Source organism: Streptomyces sp. NPDC001902 (genome assembly GCF_042891295.1).
GTDB lineage: Bacteria > Actinomycetota > Actinomycetes > Streptomycetales > Streptomycetaceae > Actinacidiphila.
The window spans coordinates 1-22,236 of record NZ_JBIATA010000053.1 but is presented as its reverse complement, the minus strand read 5'-3'; the positions used below and the strand labels follow the sequence as shown (position 1 = coordinate 22,236).

Here is a 22,236-nt window from a genome sequence, read left to right as displayed (position 1 = left end):
TCTTGCCCGAGCCGGAGCGGCCCTTGAGCGCGACCAGTTCACCGCGGGCCACGGAGAAGGACACCCCGCCCAGGGCGTGCACCGCGGTGTCCCCGCTGCCGAAGGTGCGCACCAGGTCCTCGACCACCACCATCGCCTCGGAGGCCGCCCCGCCGCCCGCCGGGCCCTCACGCCGTTCCAGCAGTCCCTCGCTCATGCCCGCCAGCATAAGCGCCACCAAGCTGAGCCCCTGTTCACACGATGGAAACAAACGCAGGCTTAAGATGACGATGAGCATCCGATCGTGCTCCCACCCACTTTGGTGTGGCAATGGGGCAGTTGTTGGTCACGTCGTGGCATGGGCGTAGTCTGTGTCGCTCCCCCCGCTCGGCGGTGACCTGGTCGTGCACTCGCAACACACTGTTACGGGCATCGAGAACGGGGGGCATGGTGCCGGGCTTCGTCTTGCTGCGCCTGCGCGCGCACCGGCTGCTACTCGCTGCCGCATTGTTGTCTGTCGTCCTGACCACCTGCGCGGTGGCCACGCTGGCCGCGTTCAGCGGCGCGGTCGGGGACGCGGGGCTGCGGCGCGCGCTGCAGGGGCCGTCGGCCGCCAGGACGCAGATCGACGTGACGTCCGAGGTGGCCGAGCAGGACGCCGGGCGGTTGGACTCCCGCGTGCGCAAGACCCTCGCGGGGGCTTACGACGGGCTGCCGGTGCGGGTCTGGTCCAGCACCCGCTCGGGTGCGTACGGCCTGCCGCAGGACTCTCGCCCGGCGGACGCGCCGTGGTCGGACAACCCGGACCTCACGCTGCTCGCCACGTTCGACCGGTCCCGGGTGACCATGGTCGAGGGGACCTTCCCCGACGCGCCGCAGGCCGAAGGCCCGGTGCCGGTCGCGCTGCCCGACACGGCCGCGAAGGCCCTCGGCGTGACGCCGGGGGACGTGATCACGCTCGCCGACCGGCGGAACGGGCCGCCGCTGCGCGTGCGGCTGACCGGCCTGTACCGGCCGGCCGATCCGTCCGCGCTGTACTGGCGGCTGGACCCGCTGGCCGGGCGCGGCGTGCGGACGCTGTCGTTCACCACCTACGGCCCGATGCTCACCGATCGCCGGGCGTTCGCGGCGGGCGCGGTGCCTGCGGCCGAGGTCCAGTGGACCGCGGGGGCCGACTTCTCCGCCGTGACCACCGCCGGCCTCGACAGCGTCGGCCAGGACGTCCGCCGGACGGTGGGCCAACTGGACGACAAGCAACTGAACGGGAAGACGACGGCGAGCAGTGAGCTGCCCGCCCTGGCGGCCGACCTGAGCCGCAATCTGCTGGTGAGCCGTTCGACGCTGCTGATCAGCGCGTTGCAGCTGATCGTCCTCGCGGGCCTGGCGCTGATGCTCGTGGCGGGCCTGCTCGCCAGCGAACGCGCCGAGGAGACCGCCCAGCTGCGGGCCCGCGGCGGCTCCCGGACCCGCATCGCGAACCTGGCCGCCACCGAGGCACTGCTGCTGGCGCTGCCCGCCGCCGTGCTGGCACCGTTCCTGGCCGGACCGCTGGTACGGCTGCTCGCCGGGCACGGAGCCCTGGCACGGGCGGACGTGCACCTGGACGTGCCGTCCTCCACGGCCTGGTGGACGGGTGTGCTGGCCGCGCTCGCCTGCGGCGTCGCCGTGGCCTCGCCGGCGCTGCGCCGTACGGGCACCTACGCCGTCGAACGGCAGGCACGGACCCGCAAGGGGGCGTTGCCGGGTGCCGTGCAGGCGGGCACCGACGTGGCGTTGCTGCTCGTGGCGGGCCTGGGCTACTGGCAGCTGTCCGGGCGTGGCGGCGGGTCCGGCGCGCTGACGACCGACACCACAGGCGCGCTGGGGGTGGACCCGGTGCTGGTGGTGGCGCCCGCGTTGTGCCTGCTGGCGGGAGCCGTGCTCGCCCTGCGTCTGCTGCCACTGGCCGCCCGCCTCGGCGAGCGGCTGGCCGCCCGGTCGCCCGGTCTGCCCACGGCGCTGGCCGGCTGGCAACTGGCGCGGCGGACCGGGCGCGGCGCGGGCCCCGCCCTGCTGCTGGTCTTCGCGGTGTCGATCAGCATGTTCGCGATCGGCGAGAACGCGAGCTGGGAGCGCTCCCAGCGCGACCAGGCGGACTTCTTGGTGGGAGCCGACGTCCGCGTGACCGGCACTTCGAACCCGGCGTTCGGACAGGGCGGCGTCTACGACCACATACCCGGCGTCGCCGCGGCGGCCCCGGCGAGCCGCGGCACCGTGCCGCTGCCCAGGAACCGCGAGGCAACGGTGCTGGCACTGGACACCACCGCCGCCTCCCGGGTGACCGGCCTGCGCGACGACCTCACCGACCGGCCGTTCCGGCAGGTCCTCCGCTCCCTGCGACCTCAGGACACCGCCTCGCGGGACGCCGGGTTCGACCTGCCCCGTGACACCGCGCGCCTTCTCCTGACCGTTCGCACGCAAGCCTCGGACTCCGGCGGCCGACCGATTGCGAGCGACGTCACCACCCGCCTTTCGGCGACATTCGTGGACCGCTTCGGCGTGCCCTACACCATCACCCTGGGCAAGGTCCCCGCCGACGGCGGACAGCACGTCGTGGTGGCGGACTTTGGCGCCGAGGCGGGCCGGGCCCCCGGCGCCGGCCCGGCCGGGCCACTGCGCCTGACCCGGATCAAGGCCGACTACACCCTGCCGCAGCGGACCGAGCACCACCGGCTCTCCGTCACTGCCCTGCGGTCGGAGTCCGGCGACGGCACCACGCGGACCGTCCGGGTACCGGAGGGCTCGTCGTGGCAGGCGCGCGCCGCCATGGGCAACCCCGACTACATGAACTACGCCGGCTACGTCGCCGCCTGGACGGACGCCCCTGACTCCAGCGCGCGGACGCCGCTCGCCGTCGAGTTCGACACAGGGGAGATGTCCCTCGGGGCGGCCTGGCAGAGCAGCTATGACACGGCCTCCGTAACCCTCAGCTCCGAACCCAAGGCCCCGGCCGCGCTGTTGGCGGTCGCCACGGACACCTTCCTGCGTGCGATCGGCGCGAAGGTCGGGGACTCGGTGCGGATCCCCGTGGCCGGCGTCACCGTGCCGGTCCGCGTCTCCGCCGCCGTACGCGCCCTGCCCACCGTCGCGCCCAAGACCGACGGCACCGACGGCGGGGCCCTGCTGATCGACATGCACTCGGCGAACACGTTCCTCAACGGAACCGGCCAGGGCTCCCTGGTGCCCGGCGAGTGGTGGCTGGCGGCCGAGCCCGGCGCGGCCGCCCGCGTCGCCTCGGCACTGGAGACGCGCGGCGACATCACCTCGCTCCTGGTGCGCGACGAGCAGCGGACCGAGCTGCAACGCGATCCGCTCGGCGCCGGGCCGGTGTCCGCGCTGCCCGCCGCCGTCGTGACCGCCGTGGTGCTGGCCGCGCTCGGCTACAGCGTGGCGGCTGCCGGAGCGCTGCGCGAACGCTCCCAGGAGTTCGCGATGCTGCGGGCGCTGGGCACCCCGCGCCGCTGGCTCGCCCGGGTGATCGCCGCCGAGCAGGGCCTGGTCATCCTGGTCGCGGTGGGCGTCGGCGCCGTACTCGGCGGACTGCTGACTCGCCTGGTCGTCCCCTTGATCATCCTGACGGCTGACGCGGAGAGCCCGGTCCCCGACGTGCGGATAGATCTGCCGTCCGGTCCGCTCGCCCTGCTGCTGATCGCCGTCACCGTGCTGCCCCTGCTCGGCGTCATGCTCACCGCGTGGCGGTCCGCCGACCCGGCCCAGGCGCTGCGGCGCCAAGGAGGTGAATGACGTGGCCGAGCCCCGTTCCCCGCGCAGCGGTGACGTCTCCTGGATCCGCGCCCGGCTGCGCGCCGCCCCCGGCGGGACGCTGGCACTCGCCGCGCTGGTGTTCGTCACGGCGTTCCTGGCGGCCGCGCTGCCGCGGGCCGTCGACGGCTACGAGGACACCGCGCTGCGCGACGCGGTGTCACACGCGTCGCTGCCGGGCCGCAGCGTCACCATGTCGCTCCAGGTCTCCCAGCTGTCCGCCCCCCTCAACGCCGAGGGGTTGCTCACCCCCCCGTCGCTAAAGGAGACCGAGACCCGGTTCCAGCGCCTCGTGAAGCCCCCGCTGACGCTCGAACGCGACCAGACCGTATACGGGGTGCGCTCCGCCGACACAGACGTCACCGACCCCGGACTGCCCCGGATCATGGCGGTCGCCCCGCTCCCCCCGAAGAGCACCCTGGTGGCCCAGCCCGACCTCGCGGCGAACACCCGGCTCCTCGAGGGACGTCTGCCGCACCCCGGCACCGACGCCCACAGCGTCGAAGCGGTGATCACCGACCGCACCGCCAAGGTGATGAAACTGCGCACCGGTTCGGCGTTCCACCTCGAGGACGCGGTCGGATCCGTCATGACCGTCCGGGTCACCGGGATCGTCACGCCCCGGACACCCGGCGCCGCCTGGTGGAACGCGGAGTCCGACCTGCGCAGGCCCAGCCTGCGCTCGCTGCCCAGCCCGGGCGACGATCCCATCCGCTACTGGCACTTCACCGCGCTCATCGACCCGGGGGCCACGGCCGCCCTGCTCAGCCTTCAAGACGGCGCGCTGGCCTACTGGCACCACCCTGCCGACGTCGACGCGCTCACCGCGCACGACGTCCCGGCCCTGAGCGACCGGCTCGCCGCGCTGACCTCGGGACCGGACGGGGCACATCTGCAGGCCAAGCAGCGCGGCCTGCACGTCGAGGAGCAGGGGCTGGGTGAACTCCTCGGTCCCTTCGTCGCGGAGCGCACGGCTGCGCAGCCGCTGGTCCTGGTCGCCGCCGTCGGCGTGGGCACCGTCGCCGCGGTCGTGCTGCTCATGGCCGCGGGCCTGTCGGCGAACCGGCGCAGGGCCGAGTTCACCTTGCTGCGGGCCCGTGGCATCAGCATGGGCTCGCTCACCGGCCGGCTGCTGGCGGAGAGCGCGGTCGTGGCGGTGCCGTCAGCTGCGGCCGGCATGGCCCTGGCGCTGCTCCTGCTGCCGGCGGAACGTGCCGCGCTCGCCGTGTGGTCGGCCACCGCCGTGGGCGTGCTGGCCACGGTGAGCCTGCCGCTGCGGGCGGCTGCGACGGCTCGCCGGCCGCGCCCCGAACAGCGTGAGGACCTCGTCGCGGCCCGGCCGTCGCGGCGCCGCACGGTGGCAGAGCTGGCGGTGGTGGTCGTCGTCGCCGGCGCCGTGGTGGCACTGCGGCAGCGCGGCACGGCGGATGGCGGTGCGGACGTGCTGACCGCCGCGGCGCCGGTGCTGCTGGCGGTGGTCGCCGCGCTGGTGCTGCTGCGGCTGTACCCCTGGCCGGTACGGCTGCTGGCCCGGCCCTTCGCACGCCTCAACGGAGCCGTGCTGCACCTGGGCCTGGCCCGCGCCGGACGCGCCCCCTCCACCACGGCCCTGCCACTGCTCGCCGTGCTGGTGGCCCTCACGGTCACCTCCTTCGGCGGGTCCGTCCTCGCGGGCGTGGAGTCAGGACGGGACCACGCCGCGGTGACCGCGGTCGGCGCGGACGCCCGCGTGCAGACCTTCGGCGCCCTGCCGCAGGGCCTGGACGCCCAGATCCGCAAGGTCACGGGAGTCCGCGGGGTCACCGGTGTCCGGGCCGAGCCCGGGCAGCAGATCATGAACACCCGCACCCGGTTCGACCTGCTGGTCGTCGACCCGAAGCCGTACGCCCGTCTCGTGGCGGCCAGCGGCCTGGGCGCCGACTTCCCCGCCGGCAAGCTGGACTCGGGCGCGAAGGAGCCCATTCCCGCCATCGCCTCGCCGGCGGTCGCGCGGAAGTTCGGCAACGGCGTCGGCGACCCGGAGAGCGTCAGGTCCTCGGTCGGGCGGGTCATGGTGCGCGTCGTGGCCACGCAGGACGCCACCCCGGCGGCCCCCAACCACGAGTTCCTGATCGTGTCGCGGGCCGCCCTGGCCAAGGTGGCGCCCGGGACGAAGGAACCGGCGCACGGTCCCTCCACGCTCTATGCGACGGGCACCGGCATCGACGCGAAGGCGCTGCGCGCCCTCGTCACCAAGGCCGCGCCCAAGGCGCAGGTCACGCTGCGAACCGAGCAACGCGCGTCCTACGGCACGACCTCGGCCCTGCAGTCGGGTGCACGGCATGTGTACCTGGCGGCGGTGGCGGCGGGCGCCGGCTACAGCGTGCTGGCCCTGCTGTTGTCGTTGCTGCACAACGCGCCGCAGCGCAAGGCGTTGCTGGCGCGACTGCGGACGATGGGGATGGCGGGTCGTCAGCGGCAGTGGCTGGCGGTGCTGGAGATGCTGCCGCAGGTCCTGCTGGGTGCCCTGGGCGGTGTGCTGGTGAGCGTGGCCACCGTGCCGCTGGTGCGTCCGGGCGTGGACCTGGTGGCGCTCGCCTTCACCGTCCGCACGCCCGCCACGGATCTGTCGGGGGCGGTGTTGCGCACCGACGCGGCGTCGCTGCTGGTACCCGCCGCAGGGCTGGTCGTACTGGCCTGTGTGGTGCTGGCCGTGCAGGCCTGGCTGACAGGGCGACGAGGAGAAGGAACCGAACTCCGGATGGGTGAACGATCATGACTCAGAACACGTCCGGCACCGCCGAGCGCGGCAACCTCACACTGGCGGACCTGGAACGCCGCGTCACCGAGAGCCGGGAGCAGCCCGCCTACGGGCACGACGCCCTGATCGTCTGCGACCGGCTGGTGCGGATCTTCACCGCCCAGGGCGTGGAGGTCCAGGCGCTGCAGGGACTGGACCTGCTGGTGCAGCAGGGCGAACTGATGGCCCTGGTCGGCGCGTCCGGCAGCGGCAAGTCCACCCTGCTCAACATCCTGGCCGGGCTGGACACCCCCACCGCCGGCGCCGCCTCGGTGGCCGGCTTCGACCTGCTCGCGCTCGACGCCTCCGCCCGCCTGCGCTACCAGCGCGAGGTCGTCGGCTTCGTCTGGCAGCAGACCTCACGCAACCTGCTGCCCTACCTGACCGCCCTGCAGAACGTCGTGCTGCCCATGCGGCTTTCCGGCCGCGTCAAGGGCCGCACCGAACGCGCCAAGCGCGCCGCCGAACTGCTGGACCTGATGGGCGTGGGCTACTGCGCCGACCGCCGGCCCCAGCAGATGTCCGGCGGTGAGCAGCAGCGCACCGCGATCGCCGTCGCGCTGGCCAACCACCCCTCGCTGGTACTGGCCGACGAACCCACCGGCCAGCTGGACTCCGCCACCGGCGAGCAGGTCTTCGGCGCCTTCCGCACCGCGAACAAGGAACTCGGCACCACCATCGTGGTCGTCACCCACGACCAGGCCGTGGCCACCGCCGTCGACCGCACCGTCGCCATCCGCGACGGCCGCACCGCCTCCGAAGTCGTCCGCCGCACCAGCGTCGACGACGAAGGCCGCACCACCGTCCACGCCAGCGAATACGCCACCGTCGACCGCTCCGGCCGCCTCCAGCTCCCCCGCGACTACACCCACGCCCTCGACATCCGCAACCGCGTCATGCTCGAACTCGAACCCGACCACATCGCCGTCCGCCCCGACCACGCTGAGGGGCAACAGTCCTAGTACGTCGGCTGGACGTCATGATCTGCCGGTTGGTTGTGCGACGAGTGCGCAGCGACGGGTGGTCGTGCCAACGGGCGCCGGCTTGGTGGCGTCGGCGCTGCGGTTTTCCTCGCTGCCAGAGCTCCCGCGACCAGGTGAGTAGCGTGGCCTCGGCGCAGACGAGCGCCGAGGACGCCCCCATCGCTTCGTAGCGAGGCAGGTCACGAAGTCCGGCTGGAGTACTCGGTACTCCAGCCCAACTTGCCTCCTCGCGAGTAACCGCCTGCGGGGTCGGTGATTGATGTCAGCGAGTCTTGATGTCGCTCGTCCGCCGGTCGAGCCCAGCGGACAGTCGAACTTCCCGGGCCTGCCACCGCCGGCGCAGCCAGCGGTCGTGGCTGGCGACCACGATGGCGCCAGGTCCGGTGCCGAGTGCCTCCTCCAGTTCGTCACACAGGCGGGGGGAGAGGTGGTTCGTGGGCTCGTCGAGCAGCAGCAGGTGGGGCGGGCGGGCCACCAACAGTGCCAGCGCCAGCCGCCGGCGCTGTCCCACCGACAGTTCCCCGACCGGTCTGTCCAGGTCGGCCGCGTGCATCAGGCCGAGCGAGCCGAGCGGCACCTGCACTGCCCGGGCTTGGCCCACCGCCGCTTCATAGGTGTCGCGGACGGTGCGCGCGGGCCGTTCGAACACGGTGTCCTGGGTGAGCAGCCCCACCGTCACGTGGCGCCGCTTGCGCACCTCGCCCTCGGCCGGGAGCTGTCCGGCGAGGACGGCGAGCAGCGTCGACTTGCCGGCCCCGTTGCCGCCGGTGACCAGCAGCCGGTCGGTCGCCGCCACCTCCAGGCAGTCCAGTGCCAGCCGGCCCGGCACCCGCACGTCGCGTAGCCTCACCAGCGGCTCCGCGCTCTCCTCGGCCCCCCTTGCCAGGTCCCCGGCGGCGAAGCGCAGGGGGCGCGGTGGCTCGACGACCTGGGTGCGCTCCAGCTCCTCCAGCCGCCGGGTGGCGTTGCGCACCCGGCGGGAGACGGAGTGCTGTACCCGGCCGGCCCGATGGCCGTAGCCCATCTTTTCGTTGTCGACGCGGCCCCGGTCCGGGGCGACCCGGTGTGCGGTCACACCCACCGACTCGCGCAGTCCTTCCAGTTCCTCCTGCTCCTCGGCGTACCGCCGCTCCCAGCGCTGCCGCTCGGCGTGCTTCGCAGAGAGGTAGGCGCTGTAGTTGCCGCCGTAGCGGACGGGTCCGTTCAGTGCCGGGTCGAGGTCGATCAGGTCGGTGCAGACGGCGTCGAGGAACGCCCGGTCGTGGCTGGCGACCACCACGGTTCCGGGCAGGGACCGGACCTGCGCCTCGAGGAAAGCGGCGGCGTCGTCGTCGAGGTGGTTGGTCGGCTCGTCAAGGAGCAGCGCGGAGGGCCGCCGGACCAGCAGCGCGGCCAGGGCCAGCCGGCCGCGCTGCCCGCCGGAGAGCGAGCGAAGGCTCCGGTCGTGGCCGAGGGCGCCCAGACCGAGGCCGTCCAGGACCAGCGCGGCGCGGCGGTCGGCGTCCCAGGACTCGCGGTCCTGGGCCTGTTCGAGACGTCTGCCGTAGGTGCCGAGGAGCTCCCGGTGGCCGGGGTCGTCCTCGGGGACGCGGGCCAGCTCCTCGCCGAGCCGGTCCAATTCGGCGAGGTCCTCACGGGCCTCGCGCAGCGCCTCGTCCAGTACGGCGCCGAGGGTGGAGTCCGCGTCGAACGGCATCTCCTGCTGGAGGAAACCGACGTCGCGGGGGCGGGAGACGCTTCCCGCGTCGGGTTCGTCCACCCCTGCGAGCAGCCGCAGCAGGGTGGACTTGCCGACGCCGTTCTCCCCGATCAGGCCGATGCGGTGACCGGGGGAGGCGGTGAGGCAGACGCCGTCGAGGACACGACGTCCGCCGAGGTCACGGACGAGGTCGTGGGCGAGCAGAGCGGGCTGGGGCACGGGGGATACCGTCCTGGCGTGATCGGTTCTCGGTCCGCCGGGCGCACGGCCTCGGACGCGGACCACGTCACACGTCGGCGGCTCACACCGCCGGTGCCCCCGTCTCCTTCAGCACCCCGTCGGCCAGCCGCAGCCAGCGGCCGATCCCGATCTCGGCGAGGAACCGCTCGTCATGGCTGACCACCATGAAGGCACCCTGGTAGGAGTTGAGCGCGCTCTCCAGCTGGCCCGCGCTGACCAGGTCGAGGTTGTTGGTGGGCTCGTCGAGCAGCAGCAGGTGCGGGGCCGGCTCCGCGCACAGCACGCAGGCCAGGGTGGCGCGCAGCCGCTCGCCGCCGGAGAGCACACCCACCGGCAGATGGGCCCGCGCGCCCCGGAAGAGGAACCGGGCGAGCAGGTTCATCCGCTCCGCCTCCGGCCGCGCGGGCGCGAACGCGGCGAAGTTCTCCGCCACAGTGCGGTCCAGGTCCAGCAGATCCAGGCGTTGCGACAGGTAGGCGATCCTCCCGTCGTTGCGCTTGATCTCCCCGCTGTCCGGTGCGAGACCACCGGTGACCAGCCGCATCAACGTGGTCTTGCCGGCGCCGTTGGGCCCGGTCAGCGCGATGTGCTCGGGGCCCCGGACGCTCAGGTCAACGCCGCCCGCCGCGAACACCTCCTGGTCGCCCAGGCGGACCTGCATGCCCTCGCCGAGGAACAGGTTCCGGCCGGCGGGCACTTGGGTGTCGGGCAGCTCCAGCGTGAGCCGCTGCTCCTCGCGCAGGGCCCGCCCGGCCTCGTCGAGGCGAGCCTTGGCATCGCTGACCCGGGAGGCGTGCATCGTGCCGGACTTGCCCGCGGCCTCCTGCGCGCCGCGCTTCATGTTGCCGGCGAAGATCTTGGGCAGACCGGCGTTCTTCAGGTTCTTGGCGGCGTTGCTCGCCCGGCGCTCGGCGCGCTCGCGGGCCTGCTGAAGTTCCCGCTTCTCCCGCTTCAGTTCCTGCTCTGCGTTGCGGACGTTCTTCTCGGCGACCTCCTGCTCGGCACGGACGGTCTCCTCGTACTCGGTGAAAGTACCGCCGTACAGGCGCAGTTCGCCGCTGCCGAGTTCGGCGATGCGCTCCATGCGGTCCAGCAGCGCGCGGTCGTGGCTGACCAGGAGCAGACAGCCGTTGAACTCCGACAGCACGTCGTAGAGCTTGTGCCGGGCCTGGAGGTCGAGGTTGTTGGTCGGCTCGTCGAGCAGGAGGACGTCGGGACGCTTGAGCAACTGTGCGGCGAGCCCGAGGGAGACCACCTGACCTCCGCTGAGCGTGCTCAGGCTGCGGTCCAAGGTGAGGTCGGCCAGGCCCAGCCGGTCGAGCTGGGAGCGGGTGCGCTCCTCGATGTCCCAGTCGTCACCGATGGTGGCGAAGTGCGTCTCGTCGACGTCCCCGGACTCCACAGCGTCCAGGGCGCGGATCACCGCGGCGACGCCGAGCACCTCGGCGACGGTGAGGTCGCTGGTCAGGGGCAGGGTCTGCGGGAGGTAGCCGAGCGTGCCGTGCACCGACACCGAGCCCGTGGCGGGCTTCAGCTCACCGGCGATCAGCTTGAGCAGGGTGCTCTTGCCGGAGCCGTTGGGCGCCACCAGGCCCGTACGGCCGGGAGTCACGGAGAAGGACAGCTCGTGGAAGACGGGGGTGTCGTCGGGCCAGGCGAAGGAGACGTTCGAGCAGACGACAGCGGCGTCGGACATGGAAATGACCTCGGAGGTACGAGGGCAGAGCGTAGACCTCTGCCCTGGGCAGACGTGGGAGAAGGAGGTACGACGAAACGGACCACCTCGGCAGCGCTCCTGAGCGCCGGCCGGTGGCCGTCAGATCCGGATCTCACCCGGAGATGTCGTCGTCACCCACCACGTCTGACTCCTCATTGCCGTCCTATGTCAGCCACCAGCATAACAACACGTCCCGGTCTCCGGGCCTTCCCATGATCACGATCGGCGGCTCCCGCTGCCGACATGCCTGGCCGGCCGGTGACCGTACTCCGCACCACTGCGGCACCACGGCCGGAGTCCATGCCCCAAGCCCCATCGGACGGAACGAGGAGCAGCGACCGCGGCGGGCGGATCTCCGCCGGACAGGAGCCCTCACCTACGAAAGCTGCGCCCAGGCACTGCCCACCGATGAGCCGTCCAAGCCGAAGAACAACCGGCTCGGTCTTGCCCGTGCCCAAGGCGGACGACGGAGCAGCCGGCACCCTGTTGTGCGCCTCTGCAGCGCGCCGCGATGCTTTGGGAAGCACCCACGGTGCCCCCTGACAGCTGCTGCAGGCCGCTCAGCCGCGCCGTGCCGCCTGGACGGCGTGGCGCAGCATGTCCTTGAACGAGGCGCCGGCGGGATCATCGCCCAGCGCGACGTGCATCGACTCGGCCTCGGACCGGTTGGACCAGCGGGTGAAGACCGATAACCCGGGGTCAACGGCCAGTCGCTGATCGACCTCTGTGACGGTCATGTCAGCCAGCCGCCCGGAGTGTGCTGTGGTCTTCCCTGTGTGCGTATCGGTGACCGCGACCAAGAGATGCCGCGGCAGCACCACGGCAGCAGACAGCGTTGCGCGCTGTGGGTCGCCCCCGAGCAAGCGCGCGAAGACGCCGGGACGGCGCCGGGGCACACTGCGGGTCTCCACGCAGGCTACCGCGGTCGACGCGGCATCACCGAGCAGCTCGGTCTCGGCGACGGCCAGAATCGCCGTACGCAACCGGGAGTCCAGATCCTCAAACGTGCAACCGCGGCTCGTGCGGTCGAACAACTGCTCAGGCATGGGCGCATCGTAGCGGGGGCACCGATGGCCGGCTCGCGGCCTGGCCGACGCTCTCCTACAGCCGGTCGGCGGGAGGGCCCACCGGGTGTACTCGTTCTCGTGACCATCGACCACGGCTCGGGTCGGACGCCTGCCGGAGTCGTGCGCATCTGCGGTCGGAACTCGGGTCCTGGCTCAGGCTCTGTGATCGGTGACGCTGGGTTATCCGGACAGGGCGCTGAGCACCCACCTCGCATCATGCCGAGCCTGAGACGACGGAGGACGGCCAGCGGCAGGTCAGTGCCCGGAGACCACGAGGTGGGCCCTTTCCCGGGGACGGGTCAGGGCCAGGTAGTGCTCCTCGGCCAGGCGCCAGCGGGACTCCCAGTCGATCGGGCCGTGGTCGTCACCGCGCTCGCGCAGGCGGCGCATGGATTCCTCCCGCGGGGTGTCGACGTACACAAGGAGGTCGTAGTGGTCGGCGAGTTCGGGCCGGGCGGTGTACACGCCCTCCACGACGACGATGCCGCAAGGGGAGACGCCGTGGCTTTCGTCCGGGGCCAGATCACCGGTCGCCCAGTCGTAGCGCCGGTAGGTGGCATCACGGCCGGCTGCGAGCGGGACAAGCACTTCCTCGCGCAGCCGCTGCCAGTCGAAGTAGCGGTGGTAGCCCTCTTCGGGATCCAGCCCGGCGCGCTCCTCCGGGTCCATGGGGCGGTAGAAGTCGTCACCGTGAACCACCGCAGCGCCGCGCAGCTCCGCCAGGGCTGTCGCCAAGGTCGACTTGCCGGAGCCACCCATGCCATCGATGGCGACCAGGAACACTCCTCGGCGGCTTCGGGCGTCGATAGCGGCGCCAACCTCTTCAGCACCGATGGAGATCGTCGTCATAGCGGCATTCTGATCACAGCAGGCGCCTCAAGAGAAGGGCGACGGCTTCGCATCACGATCCCAGGACCCCGAACTGTCGGCCCGACACCCCGCCACTCTTCGTTGTCGGGCAACTTACCAAGCCTCCCAACGACTCACAGTCGTCGCTCGACGCACAGACCGGCGGCTGACCGGCGGATCGAATCACGTTCAGCGGCACAGTTCGGCGCGGCTTCCGGCTTCCTGAGGCCGCGACTGGGACGTCGAGGCCCGCTCTGCCTGTCGGCGGGGCGTTCAGCGCCGTCTGAAAACCCGTTGCTCCCCGGTCTGCCTGCTTGGTGGGATGCAGGGGTTTCGGCGGCGGGAGGGGACAGCTTGGCGGTCTTCGGGTGTGCGGGCTGTGGTGCGGTCCTGACGGCGGCGGTGTCGCAGGTGGCGTTGCCGATCCACCTGGCCGAGACCCACTGGGAGAAGCTGCACCCGCCACTGCTGGAGGCCGGGTCCTACGCCGTCGACCCTGCGCCGTACGGGCCGCCATGGCGGCAGTGGGACGAGGTCGGGGCGCGCGAGGCGGCGGAGCGGGGGCGCTTCGCGCCCTTCGGTGCGCTGTCCGACGGACCGTCGGGCACTGTCCTGATCGCGCCCGGTGACATGCGCGGCACCAGGCTGATCCTCGAGCGGGCCGGGGGCTACTGCATGGGCATCGACGGGAGGGACGGGCCGAACCTTGCCTGTCTGGGCTGCGATCTGCCGGTCGGAACGAGGATGGACGACTGCGGGTGCTGGCAGGTCGTCCGGCTCGTCCCGCAGGCAGTGATGCGGCTGCCCGCCCCGGCGGAGCGGCCGGTCATGGATTGGTCGGAGCTGCTGGCCACCGGCGCGCTGTGGCACCGGCTGAGCAAGTACCGGGACATCCCGGCGGGCGTGGCCCTCGCCCAGCTGGTGGTGGCCGCCGGGGGCGCACCGGTCGAGGTGGCGCCCGGGCCGGTCGCCGAGCTCCTCGGTCGGGCACTCGGCGCGCTGTTGCCCGCCGGGGAAGGTGCGCAGCTCCTGGACCTGGCGGGACCGGGGTTCGGCGAACCGGCCGCTGACCTGGTGCTGGTGCCGGTACATCCGCAGACCGGAGACATGTGGCAGCCGCTTGCCGGGGCGGTGCCGGTACCTATGGATGCCGCGCTCTGGGCCGAACTCGCCTTCCCTCCACACCGGACCCGGCTGCCGGTGGTCGGCGGACTGCCGGCAGGGGTGGAGCGCGACGACCCGCTGCCGCCGCATGCGTGGTACCCGTTCCAGCCGTCCACTGCGGCGTTCCGGTACACGCTCGCGCGGATGCCCGCAGTCAGGGAACCGTGGCTGCGGGCGATCTACGACCGGGGCTGTTGACCCGTCAGGGGTGATGAGAACCTGGATGTTGGGTTCGAGGAGGACGGCGTAGTCATGGGCCGAGCCGCAGCCGGGGCCAGGACGGCATCTGATCACACGTGGTCGACCGACATCACACGTTCAACTTCAGGAGCGTTCGGCGGACCGTAATCCAGCCCGGAAGTGGGACTACCGCTTCGTCGAGTAACCTCCAACCCTCACAACGCCGCCAGGTCAGGGCATAGGGTGATTCGATTCTGCATTCAGCCATGCATGGGAAGCTGGTCAAGCGCTTTGGTGGCGTGCTCAGGACGTTGTACGTCGGCAGATGCGGAAAGATGAATTCCTAGGAGTGAAACGGGGATCCCTGCTGGTCGGGCCCCGTGGAGGCAGGCTGATCGGGACCTGCTGGTCGGAAAAAGACACCAGATGTGAACTGGCAACCATCATGATGAATGTGGGACTGGAATTGGAAAACCCAAACAAGGCCCAACCACCGGACCAGGCGTCGCCCCACACGGCTGGCAGTGGAAGCAGCCTGTTCTACGTACCGGATGCTACACATTTTCTTGAAGCGTTTGGCGTTGTCCCGGTGTCGGTGGAGGGTGACGAGGGCGTGGAGGCCTTCGAAGTCTGGGTTAACAGGCATGAGACCCTCAAATTCTCCTTCGATGTCACAGTCAGGTCCTTCATGGTCCGCTGGTTGCGCGATAACCAAGAGATTCTCCGAATCTATCGAGAAGGCGCCAGCCAGATCACGATTGAAGAGAACTTTTGGGAAACGCATCTAGTGGTGAGATTCGAGCTGGGGGAATATGTGGGATATCTTGACGTCGGGGTGTATCCGTCAGTCTCCGTGAACGATCGCCTGCAATGAAATAAGGGGGCTGCCTTCGATGCCGAGCCAGTTCTGGCGGTCATGCCTGTTTCTCGCCTTCGGCCGCTTGAGCCGTAAGACTGCGGCGCTGCACGCTCCGCAGCGTCGATAGCCGACTCGGCCCCAACATCCTCGGGCTTGCTCCACGCGGCTGCGTCGTCCAGCGGCCGCCCGCCTCGGCACTCGGCTCTGCGCCGAGCCCGGCGACGTGGTCGCCGCTGACCGCGTCCCAACGCTTGCCGCGGGCGCCGGCCCGACCACCCGAAGGGACACAACCCCTATGGCCCGGCTCAAGGTTCCGGGTGCCAGACTGGCCATCGTGGTGAATTCATGACGAAACCAGGCGCCCCCACACCTCGACGGGTCACAGCGGACTGGGCCGCAGCGCTTCCTGGGTTCGACGCCTGGAAGCCGCTGCACCTGCTCCGTCGCATCGGCCCGGTTGTCCAGGGTGTCTGTCTCGACCGTACGACGTCCGGCAACGCGTACATACCGACGGCGCATGTTCACGCGCTGACGCGGGACTTTCCGGTGATCTCCTTGATGTTGGGGCAGCGACTGGAAGGAGCCTCGGGGCAGCCGGAGCGAGTGCTCTTCGTGAACCACGACGGCGAGTATCCGGCAGCTGTCGATGCCCTCCGCGAGCGGAGCCTTCTGTCCCTGAGCGAGGAACCTCCCTCGCTGGAGCAGGTCGTCAGGGCCTACCTCTCGGCTGCTTCCGCGAGCCACGACAAGGGACTCCCGCCGGCCGTGCTGGAGATGGAGGACAGCGTCCTCATCGCGGCGGCGGCCGGCCTGGCGGACCTCCTCCAGGACGGCCTGGCACTCGCCGGTGAGCTGGCCGGCCTGTGGTCGAAATTCAGGCTCCCTCTCAACTGGCCGGGGGCAGCGGCGTGGTTGGAGGGCTTGCGGGCCAAGGCTTCTGATCCCGTAGCTCTGTCGACTACGGTCCACCACCAGCTCGCCCAGCACAAGCTCGCCAGAGTCCGGAACGTCCTGGCGGCCTGAGGGACCGCTCGCCGACACCTTCGCGGAGCTGCGGCGGTGCAAGGGTCACGCACCCTGACGGCCCCGCCGCTCCGACACCCCCGGCCGGCGCGCCTGCGCTTACGGTTCCGCGACCGCGGCCGACCGGCTCGGCGCCGACATACAGGCTGCGCAGCAACGCCGTCACCGACGGACTCACCCGCAGCCCTCAACGAGCAATGGGTGGCCGCGCATCGTTCACGCTTCTGCGGGTCCGGACCCGGACCCTCACCTCGCCATGACATGCGGCGTCACCGACGCCCAGGGGGCCCAGTCAATGCCCTCCCAGACGACATGAGGCACCCCGAGTCCCGGCTCGTTGTCTGCCCTGGGTGCCATGCTGTGCCGCCATGGACATCGAACAGCTCTGGCACCTCATTGACCAAGCTCGGGGCAGCGCCGGCGACTCTGCGGATGTCGACGACATCGCAAGCCACGCTACGACGCTGCTGGCCGCCCATGACCCTCAACAGATCATCGCCGCACAGCAGATTCTCTGGAATCTCATGGCCGCCTCCTATCAAGCCCCTCTCTGGGCTGCTGCCTACCTCATCAACGGCGGATGCTCCGACGACGGCTTCGACTACTTTCGTGGATGGTTGATCGCCCAAGGCCGCACGGTATTCGAACAGATCACAGCGGATGCCGACCGCCTCGCTGACGTACCAGCTGTCCAGGCAGCAGCAGCCGTAGGCACCGACCTTGAGGGCGAGCGAACCCTGAGCATCGGCTGGAACGCCTATGAGAACGCAACCGGTACAGAACTCCCCGGCGATGCCTTCACCATCAACTACCCTGACCTCGACCCTGCCTGGAACTTCGACTTCGGCGACCACAAGGAGGTCGCGGCCCGGCTGCCCCGGGTCGCGGCGCTCTACCCGGAGTGATCGGCCCACCAGGAACCTGGTGCGAATCACAACCTGGCCATGTTGCGGGACGACGGCCCGAGCGAGCGATCCTTCGGCCTGGACACGCGATTCTGTTGTTCAGCTGAATGCCGGGGGGAGAGGTGGTGGCGGGCTGCTACGGCGGTGGTCAACGCTTCTCGCGTCGGCTGCGGATGCTGAGGGCGATGACGGAGACGAGGAACCAGAAGGCACCGAAAGCCGAGTACCCGGCGACGGTGGACAGGCTGCTCGTCGCCGAAGCGGACGAGGCGGCGATGGTGGCGCCGGCGAGTACGGACTGTGCACCGCTGATGACCATGGGCCACTGGGCGCCGACGGTGCGCCGGCGTCGGATCGCCACGACGAGCTGGATGGCGCCGGAAAGGAGGGCCCAGACGCCGAACACGAGAAGGGCCGTCCCGACGGTGGAGAACACGGCGATGATCATTCCGGCGGTGGTGGCCAGGCCGAGACCCAGGTTGACGGTACTGACACGGTTCGCGGAGCCGGTGCCGGCCAGGCGACGCTCGAGGAGCGTGGCGATGGCGTCCCACAAGGGGTAGACGACGAGCAGCACGGCCGCGATCACCGTGGGCCTGTCCGCGGACACGAGCGAGGCGGAGGTCGTGAAGACGAGTGCCACCCAGATCAGGGAGAAAACGACTCGGATCAGGTGGAGCGATCGGAGCCCGGAAGGCGTCGTCGTCGCCGTGGTCGAAGTGGTCGAGGTTACGGTGGTCTGAGTCATCAGGTGTCCCGTGGTGATCGTGACGGTGTGAGACGGTCGCCTCGCTGACGAGTCTCAGGGGCTTCGGGAGGCGCCGTGTACTTCGAACGAAGTAGTTCTGCCATCCGCTTCGACGGCATGTGCTCTGCCGTCCCGATCGACCGATGCGGTTGCGCGGTCTACTTCATTCGAAGTACACGACCACCGCACACGTGAACGAGAATCGGCTCATGGTCATGGCGCAGAACAGTCAGGACGGGCTCGCGGCACCGCTGTGGGTCCGCCGCCCCGAGGTGCTGCACCGAGTCGCCTATGCGCTGGCCGCGCTGGTGTTCACCGGTCAGATCGTGGCAGTGATCCTGAGAGGTTCGGACTGGCCGACGGCCCTGTCCGTGCTCCTCGCCGGCATCGGTGTCACGCTCTCGTGGTGGCGGCCGTGGGCGGGGCTGGTCGTGACGAGCGCGGCGTCCTTCGCCGTGACAGCGGTGGGAAACGACCCCCTGTCGGTGTGGATGATGGCGGTGCTCGTCCTGTTCTCGGTCACCCTCAGGGGAAAGCAGCCGCTGGCCGGAACCGGCATCGTGGCGGCGTTCTTCCTCGGGGCGTTCATGACGGTCGGAGGATTCCGTGGCGGCGCTGTCGTGGGAGCGGCCGCCGTCTTCTCGGCTGTGGCGGGAGGTGCGACAGGGGCCGCGCTCCGCATCCACCGGGACCACTGGTGGACCCTGGAGGAACGGGCCGAAAGCGCCATCGCCACCCGCGAGATCGAAGCCACCCGACGAGTGACCGAGGAACGACTCCGCATCGCCCGGGACCTCCACGACGTCATCGGCCACCAGGTCGCGATGCTGAGCCTGCACCTCGGTGCAGCGGAAATCGGGCTGCCCGAAGACGCCGAGTCCTCCCGGCAGGCGCTTGTCTCAGCCAGGTCCAGCGCCCGCACCGTCGTCGTCGAAACGCAGCGCATCCTCGCGCTCCTCCGCCTCGGGGACGACATCTCCGACGACGAGGCGCTGCGGCCGACCCCGGCGCTCAGCGGCCTGGAAGGACTCATCGCCTCTTTCGAGAGCATCGGCCTCGACATCCGGCCCTCCATCGACATCCCCGTCGGCTTCGTGGAGCCCAGCGTCGGCGTGACGGTCTACCGGGTCGTTCAGGAAGCACTCACGAATGCCTACCGGCACGGAGAGGGGACGGCGACGGTGGATGTGCGCGAGTGCGACGGCAGGATCTGCGTCACGGTGGAGAACCGCGTCGGTCGCTCACCCCGCGGCTCCGGCTCGGGCAGCGGACTCGGACTCGTGGGGATGCGCGAACGTGTCGAGTCCTCCAGCGGGCGGCTGACGATCGACAGTCACGACGGGCGATTCCGGGTCCACGCGGAGTTCAGCCCTCTGGGAGCCGTCGTCCGATGACCCGGATTCTGATCGTCGACGACCAGGACGACATCAGGGCCGGGATCCGGGCGATGCTTCGGCTCGACCCGAGTCTCGTCGTCGTGGGTGATCTCTCCGATGGACTCCAGGTCGCGCCCTTCCTCCGGGAGCACCCCGTCGACCTGGTCCTGATGGACATCCGGATGCCCGGCATCGACGGTGTCGAAGCGACCCGCCGGATCCGCGCGGAGCATCCACCCGAAAAGACGCGGGTGATCGTGCTGACCACTTTCGACCAGGACGACATCGTCCTCGCCGCCCTGCGCGCGGGCGCCAACGGTTTCCTGAGCAAGACCGTGAGCCCCGCTGAACTCGTCGCCGGGATCACCGAGGTCGTCGGCGGTGGCGGTGCGCTGTCGGCCGCCGCGACGGCCGCGCTCATCGGTCACATGACCGACAGACCGCCCCCGGTGATCGACCAGGAGCTGCTGCGGCGCTTCGGCGCTCTGACACCCAGGGAGCGGGACGTGGTCGTTCTCGTTGCCAGCGGCCTCGGCAACGACGAGATCGCGGCCCAGATGTCCGTGTCGCCGTTCACCGTGAAGACGCATGCGGTGCGGGCCATGACGAAGGTCGGCGCACGTGATCGGGCGCAGCTCGTCTCGTTCGCCTTCCGGGCCGGCCTCTACCCCTGAGCCGGGCGCGTGCAGCCGATTTCCGGGACCTTGGCCTTGCGCGTACGGATGTGCAGGACGTCGCCGCCCGGACCCCGATCATGCTGCCGATGAGGGTCCCACGATGGGGACCCGGAAGCAGTCGCTGAAGGGGCCGGGCTGCGAACCTGGGAGGGCAAGGTCCCCCCAGCCGATGTCCCAGGCGAACAGCCGCGGCCCGCGCACCAGCCGTGCATGCTAACTTAGGTGAGGCTTACCTAAGGAGCGCGTTGATGGCCATTGCATTCGTCCCGGCGGCGTACCCCACCAACGCGGAGCGGATCCGTTCGGTCCTGGCACGTTCCGACTCCCTGAGTCTCACGACCGATGGCGACTGCTACGACCTGATCTCGATGCACACGGTTGACAGCAGCGGAACGCTACGACTGCACGTCCCCTCGGACAGCCTGCTTGCCGACGAAGCCGCGTTCACCCCGCGTGGCATTCTCGCGAGTCTGGTGGAGTTCACCGACCTTGCCCCCACAGCGGTCCGCGACCGGGTCCGGGCCCGCGTGTCCCTTGCCGGCTTCCTCACTCCGGCCGAGATCCAGGATGCGCCCGAGGTGCTGGTTCTCCGCCTCGATCTGGCCCGCGCCGCCATCGAACGGGACGGGACGACCGTCGGCGTCGACCTCGACGAACTGGCTGCCGCGCGGACCGACCCGTTGGCCATCGAAGAGACGGCGCTGCTCACCCATCTCGACCGGGACCACAGCGAGATGATGGCCCAACTCGGCAGGCTCGTCGACCGGAACGTCCTGCAAGGCGTCGTCGATCTGCGCCCGATCGCACTGGACCGCCACGGGCTCACCCTGCGGTGCGAGTACGCCCGCGGGTACCAGGACGTCCGGGTTGCCTTCCACTCCCCGGCCCGCAGCGCAGCCGACATCGGTCAACGGCTCGCACACCTCGTGGCCCTGGCCCGTGGCGGTTCCCGTCGGTGCCGCGCCGATCACCGGTGAACGGATCGATCACTGCCTGCGGCAAGGTGCCCGACATGCGCGCCGGAGGGCGATCTCCTCGCGGAGTTCGTGAACCCTCCGCATTCCCCCAACGTCATGAGAGCGAGACGGCATTGACCACGGCTGCGCCCGACGTCACCGGCCGCCTCGGCCGTCCGGGCGCGGTGCGGACCGCCACCCTTGCGGACACCTGGGCTCTGCATCAGCTGTCCTCGGCGTTCGTCCCCGGCGGCGCGCTGCGAGAGCGCCCGCTCGGTCACTATGCCGGTCATGCGGGCGACTTCCTCGTCACCGAGAACGAGGCGGGGGAGGTCGAAGGCTGCGTCGCGGTGCACCGCTACCAGGAACGATCGCCCGCGTACCGCAGCCTTCGGCAGGCAGGTCCTGCGGGAGCCGGTTGCGCCGCCGCGGTCCTCTACAACTTCTGCGTCGCACCCGGCAGCCAGGGCTGTGGCATCGGTTCGGCCCTGTTGCGGGCCGTGCTCTCCCAAACCGGAACGCAGCCCGTGTTCACCGCGACCACAGGCAACGGTGAACTGTTCCTGAGGCACGGCTTCCGGTACTGCGACGCGACCACCGCACCTGCCGCCTGGCTGGCCACGCTGGACCCACGTCGAGGGTCGAGGATCCTGACCCGATCGGCCGGGTCCCTTGGCCGGTGACGGCCGCTGACACCGTTAGGCCCACTATGGCCAGGTCCGCGCCTCAGCGGATTGCGACCCGTCGAATCCGGCCGAACCGAATGGGGCGGGCGGGAAATTCCGAATTCCGGACAGAATCCCTACGAGGGCGGGGAGAGCGCTGCCGACCCTCGTGCGCGGGTGACCGGCTCCCAGTGTCTCGCTGCATGCATCACGGCAGGTGGCACGCCGTCTGTGCCTGTCTTGCCGGGCAGCGGATGCATTGGGGGCGAAAAGTGCGCTAATGCCGGGCGAAATTCACCAGTTGGTGACCGGTTTACCGGCTCGCCATCCAAGATCAACCCATTGACACCCTCTCGACGCTGGTGCTTCGCTGTGCGGCGCACCCCAAGTCCGTCGTGAAACCCACGTGTTGGCGCGGGGTGAATGAACGAGAGGAAACCGTGAAATTCACGTCCAAGAGACCTGCGATCGGCGCGGTCTTGGGAATCAGCATGCTGCTGGTCGCCGCTACCCCGTCGGTGTCCGTGGCACTCTCCGCGCCCACCGGCACGGCATCGTCGGCCACGCCG

16 protein-coding genes and 1 pseudogene are annotated in these 22,236 nt (G+C 70.6%); 11 read left to right on the top strand and 6 right to left on the bottom strand.

Going from position 1 to position 22,236, the window contains the following annotated elements; all coding sequences use genetic code 11:
* A pseudogene (locus ACFYYN_RS43000) lies at positions 1-196 on the bottom strand (ABC transporter ATP-binding protein); the annotation flags it as partial.
* A gap of 230 nt (positions 197-426) precedes the next feature.
* On the opposite strand from ACFYYN_RS43000, the gene ACFYYN_RS42995 reads away from it, so the two are divergent.
* From ACFYYN_RS42995 to ACFYYN_RS42985, 3 genes are read left to right on the top strand one after another with little or no spacing between them, the layout of a single operon-like run.
* Complete coding sequence (locus ACFYYN_RS42995; RefSeq protein WP_500550141.1) at positions 427-3,762, top strand: ABC transporter permease; 3,336 nt, start codon at positions 427-429, stop codon at positions 3,760-3,762.
* A 1-nt stretch (position 3,763) separates the two neighbouring features.
* Positions 3,764-6,538 (top strand): hypothetical protein, encoded by a 2,775-nt coding sequence (locus ACFYYN_RS42990; protein ID WP_500550140.1) that lies wholly within the window; start codon positions 3,764-3,766, stop codon positions 6,536-6,538.
* Entirely contained in the window at positions 6,535-7,521 is a 987-nt protein-coding gene (locus tag ACFYYN_RS42985; protein ID WP_500550139.1) for an ABC transporter ATP-binding protein, read from the top strand. The genes ACFYYN_RS42990 and ACFYYN_RS42985 overlap by 4 nt, the downstream gene beginning before the upstream one ends.
* 283 nt (positions 7,522-7,804) lie before the next feature.
* Here ACFYYN_RS42985 and ACFYYN_RS42980 read toward each other — a convergent pair whose 3' ends face one another.
* The 4 genes from ACFYYN_RS42980 to ACFYYN_RS42965 form a co-directional block, all read right to left on the bottom strand.
* Positions 7,805-9,460 (bottom strand): ABC-F family ATP-binding cassette domain-containing protein, encoded by a 1,656-nt coding sequence (locus ACFYYN_RS42980; protein ID WP_500550138.1) that lies wholly within the window; start codon positions 9,458-9,460, stop codon positions 7,805-7,807.
* 82 nt (positions 9,461-9,542) lie between these two features.
* Entirely contained in the window at positions 9,543-11,177 is a 1,635-nt protein-coding gene (gene abc-f, locus ACFYYN_RS42975; protein WP_500550137.1) for a ribosomal protection-like ABC-F family protein, read from the bottom strand.
* Positions 11,178-11,758: 581 nt separating this feature from the next.
* Positions 11,759-12,244: a hypothetical protein gene (locus ACFYYN_RS42970; protein ID WP_500550136.1), complete on the bottom strand. Its 486-nt coding sequence runs from the start codon at positions 12,242-12,244 to the stop codon at positions 11,759-11,761.
* Positions 12,245-12,520: 276 nt separating this feature from the next.
* Positions 12,521-13,114, bottom strand: a complete 594-nt coding sequence (locus ACFYYN_RS42965) for a uridine kinase family protein (RefSeq protein ID WP_500550135.1) — start codon at positions 13,112-13,114, stop codon at positions 12,521-12,523.
* Between the two features lie 354 nt (positions 13,115-13,468).
* On the opposite strand from ACFYYN_RS42965, the gene ACFYYN_RS42960 reads away from it, so the two are divergent.
* From ACFYYN_RS42960 to ACFYYN_RS42945, 4 genes are all read left to right on the top strand, one after another.
* Positions 13,469-14,476, top strand: coding sequence for a hypothetical protein (locus ACFYYN_RS42960; RefSeq protein WP_500550134.1), 1,008 nt, complete (start codon positions 13,469-13,471; stop codon positions 14,474-14,476).
* Positions 14,477-14,912: 436 nt separating this feature from the next.
* Positions 14,913-15,332: a hypothetical protein gene (locus tag ACFYYN_RS42955; RefSeq protein WP_500550133.1), complete on the top strand. Its 420-nt coding sequence runs from the start codon at positions 14,913-14,915 to the stop codon at positions 15,330-15,332.
* A gap of 330 nt (positions 15,333-15,662) precedes the next feature.
* On the top strand, positions 15,663-16,340 hold the full coding sequence (locus tag ACFYYN_RS42950; protein ID WP_500550132.1) for a hypothetical protein: 678 nt from the start codon (positions 15,663-15,665) through the stop codon (positions 16,338-16,340).
* A gap of 368 nt (positions 16,341-16,708) precedes the next feature.
* Entirely contained in the window at positions 16,709-17,245 is a 537-nt protein-coding gene (locus tag ACFYYN_RS42945; RefSeq protein ID WP_500550131.1) for a DUF4240 domain-containing protein, read from the top strand.
* Positions 17,246-17,393: 148 nt separating this feature from the next.
* Here the strand turns inward: ACFYYN_RS42945 and ACFYYN_RS42940 are convergent, their stop codons facing one another.
* Positions 17,394-17,888 (bottom strand): DUF308 domain-containing protein, encoded by a 495-nt coding sequence (locus ACFYYN_RS42940; RefSeq protein WP_500550130.1) that lies wholly within the window; start codon positions 17,886-17,888, stop codon positions 17,394-17,396.
* Positions 17,889-18,208: 320 nt separating this feature from the next.
* Between ACFYYN_RS42940 and ACFYYN_RS42935 the strand changes: the two genes are divergently transcribed.
* The 4 genes from ACFYYN_RS42935 to ACFYYN_RS42920 all read left to right on the top strand — a co-directional run bounded on the left by ACFYYN_RS42935 (position 18,209) and on the right by ACFYYN_RS42920 (position 21,685).
* Positions 18,209-19,387 (top strand): sensor histidine kinase, encoded by a 1,179-nt coding sequence (locus tag ACFYYN_RS42935; RefSeq protein WP_500550129.1) that lies wholly within the window; start codon positions 18,209-18,211, stop codon positions 19,385-19,387.
* Positions 19,384-20,043 (top strand): response regulator transcription factor, encoded by a 660-nt coding sequence (locus ACFYYN_RS42930; protein WP_500550128.1) that lies wholly within the window; start codon positions 19,384-19,386, stop codon positions 20,041-20,043. The genes ACFYYN_RS42935 and ACFYYN_RS42930 overlap by 4 nt, the downstream gene beginning before the upstream one ends.
* Before the next feature lie 251 nt (positions 20,044-20,294).
* Positions 20,295-21,023 (top strand): DUF2470 domain-containing protein, encoded by a 729-nt coding sequence (locus ACFYYN_RS42925; protein WP_500550127.1) that lies wholly within the window; start codon positions 20,295-20,297, stop codon positions 21,021-21,023.
* Positions 21,024-21,136: 113 nt separating this feature from the next.
* Positions 21,137-21,685: a GNAT family N-acetyltransferase gene (locus ACFYYN_RS42920; RefSeq protein ID WP_500550126.1), complete on the top strand. Its 549-nt coding sequence runs from the start codon at positions 21,137-21,139 to the stop codon at positions 21,683-21,685.
* Positions 21,686-22,236 lie beyond the last annotated feature (551 nt).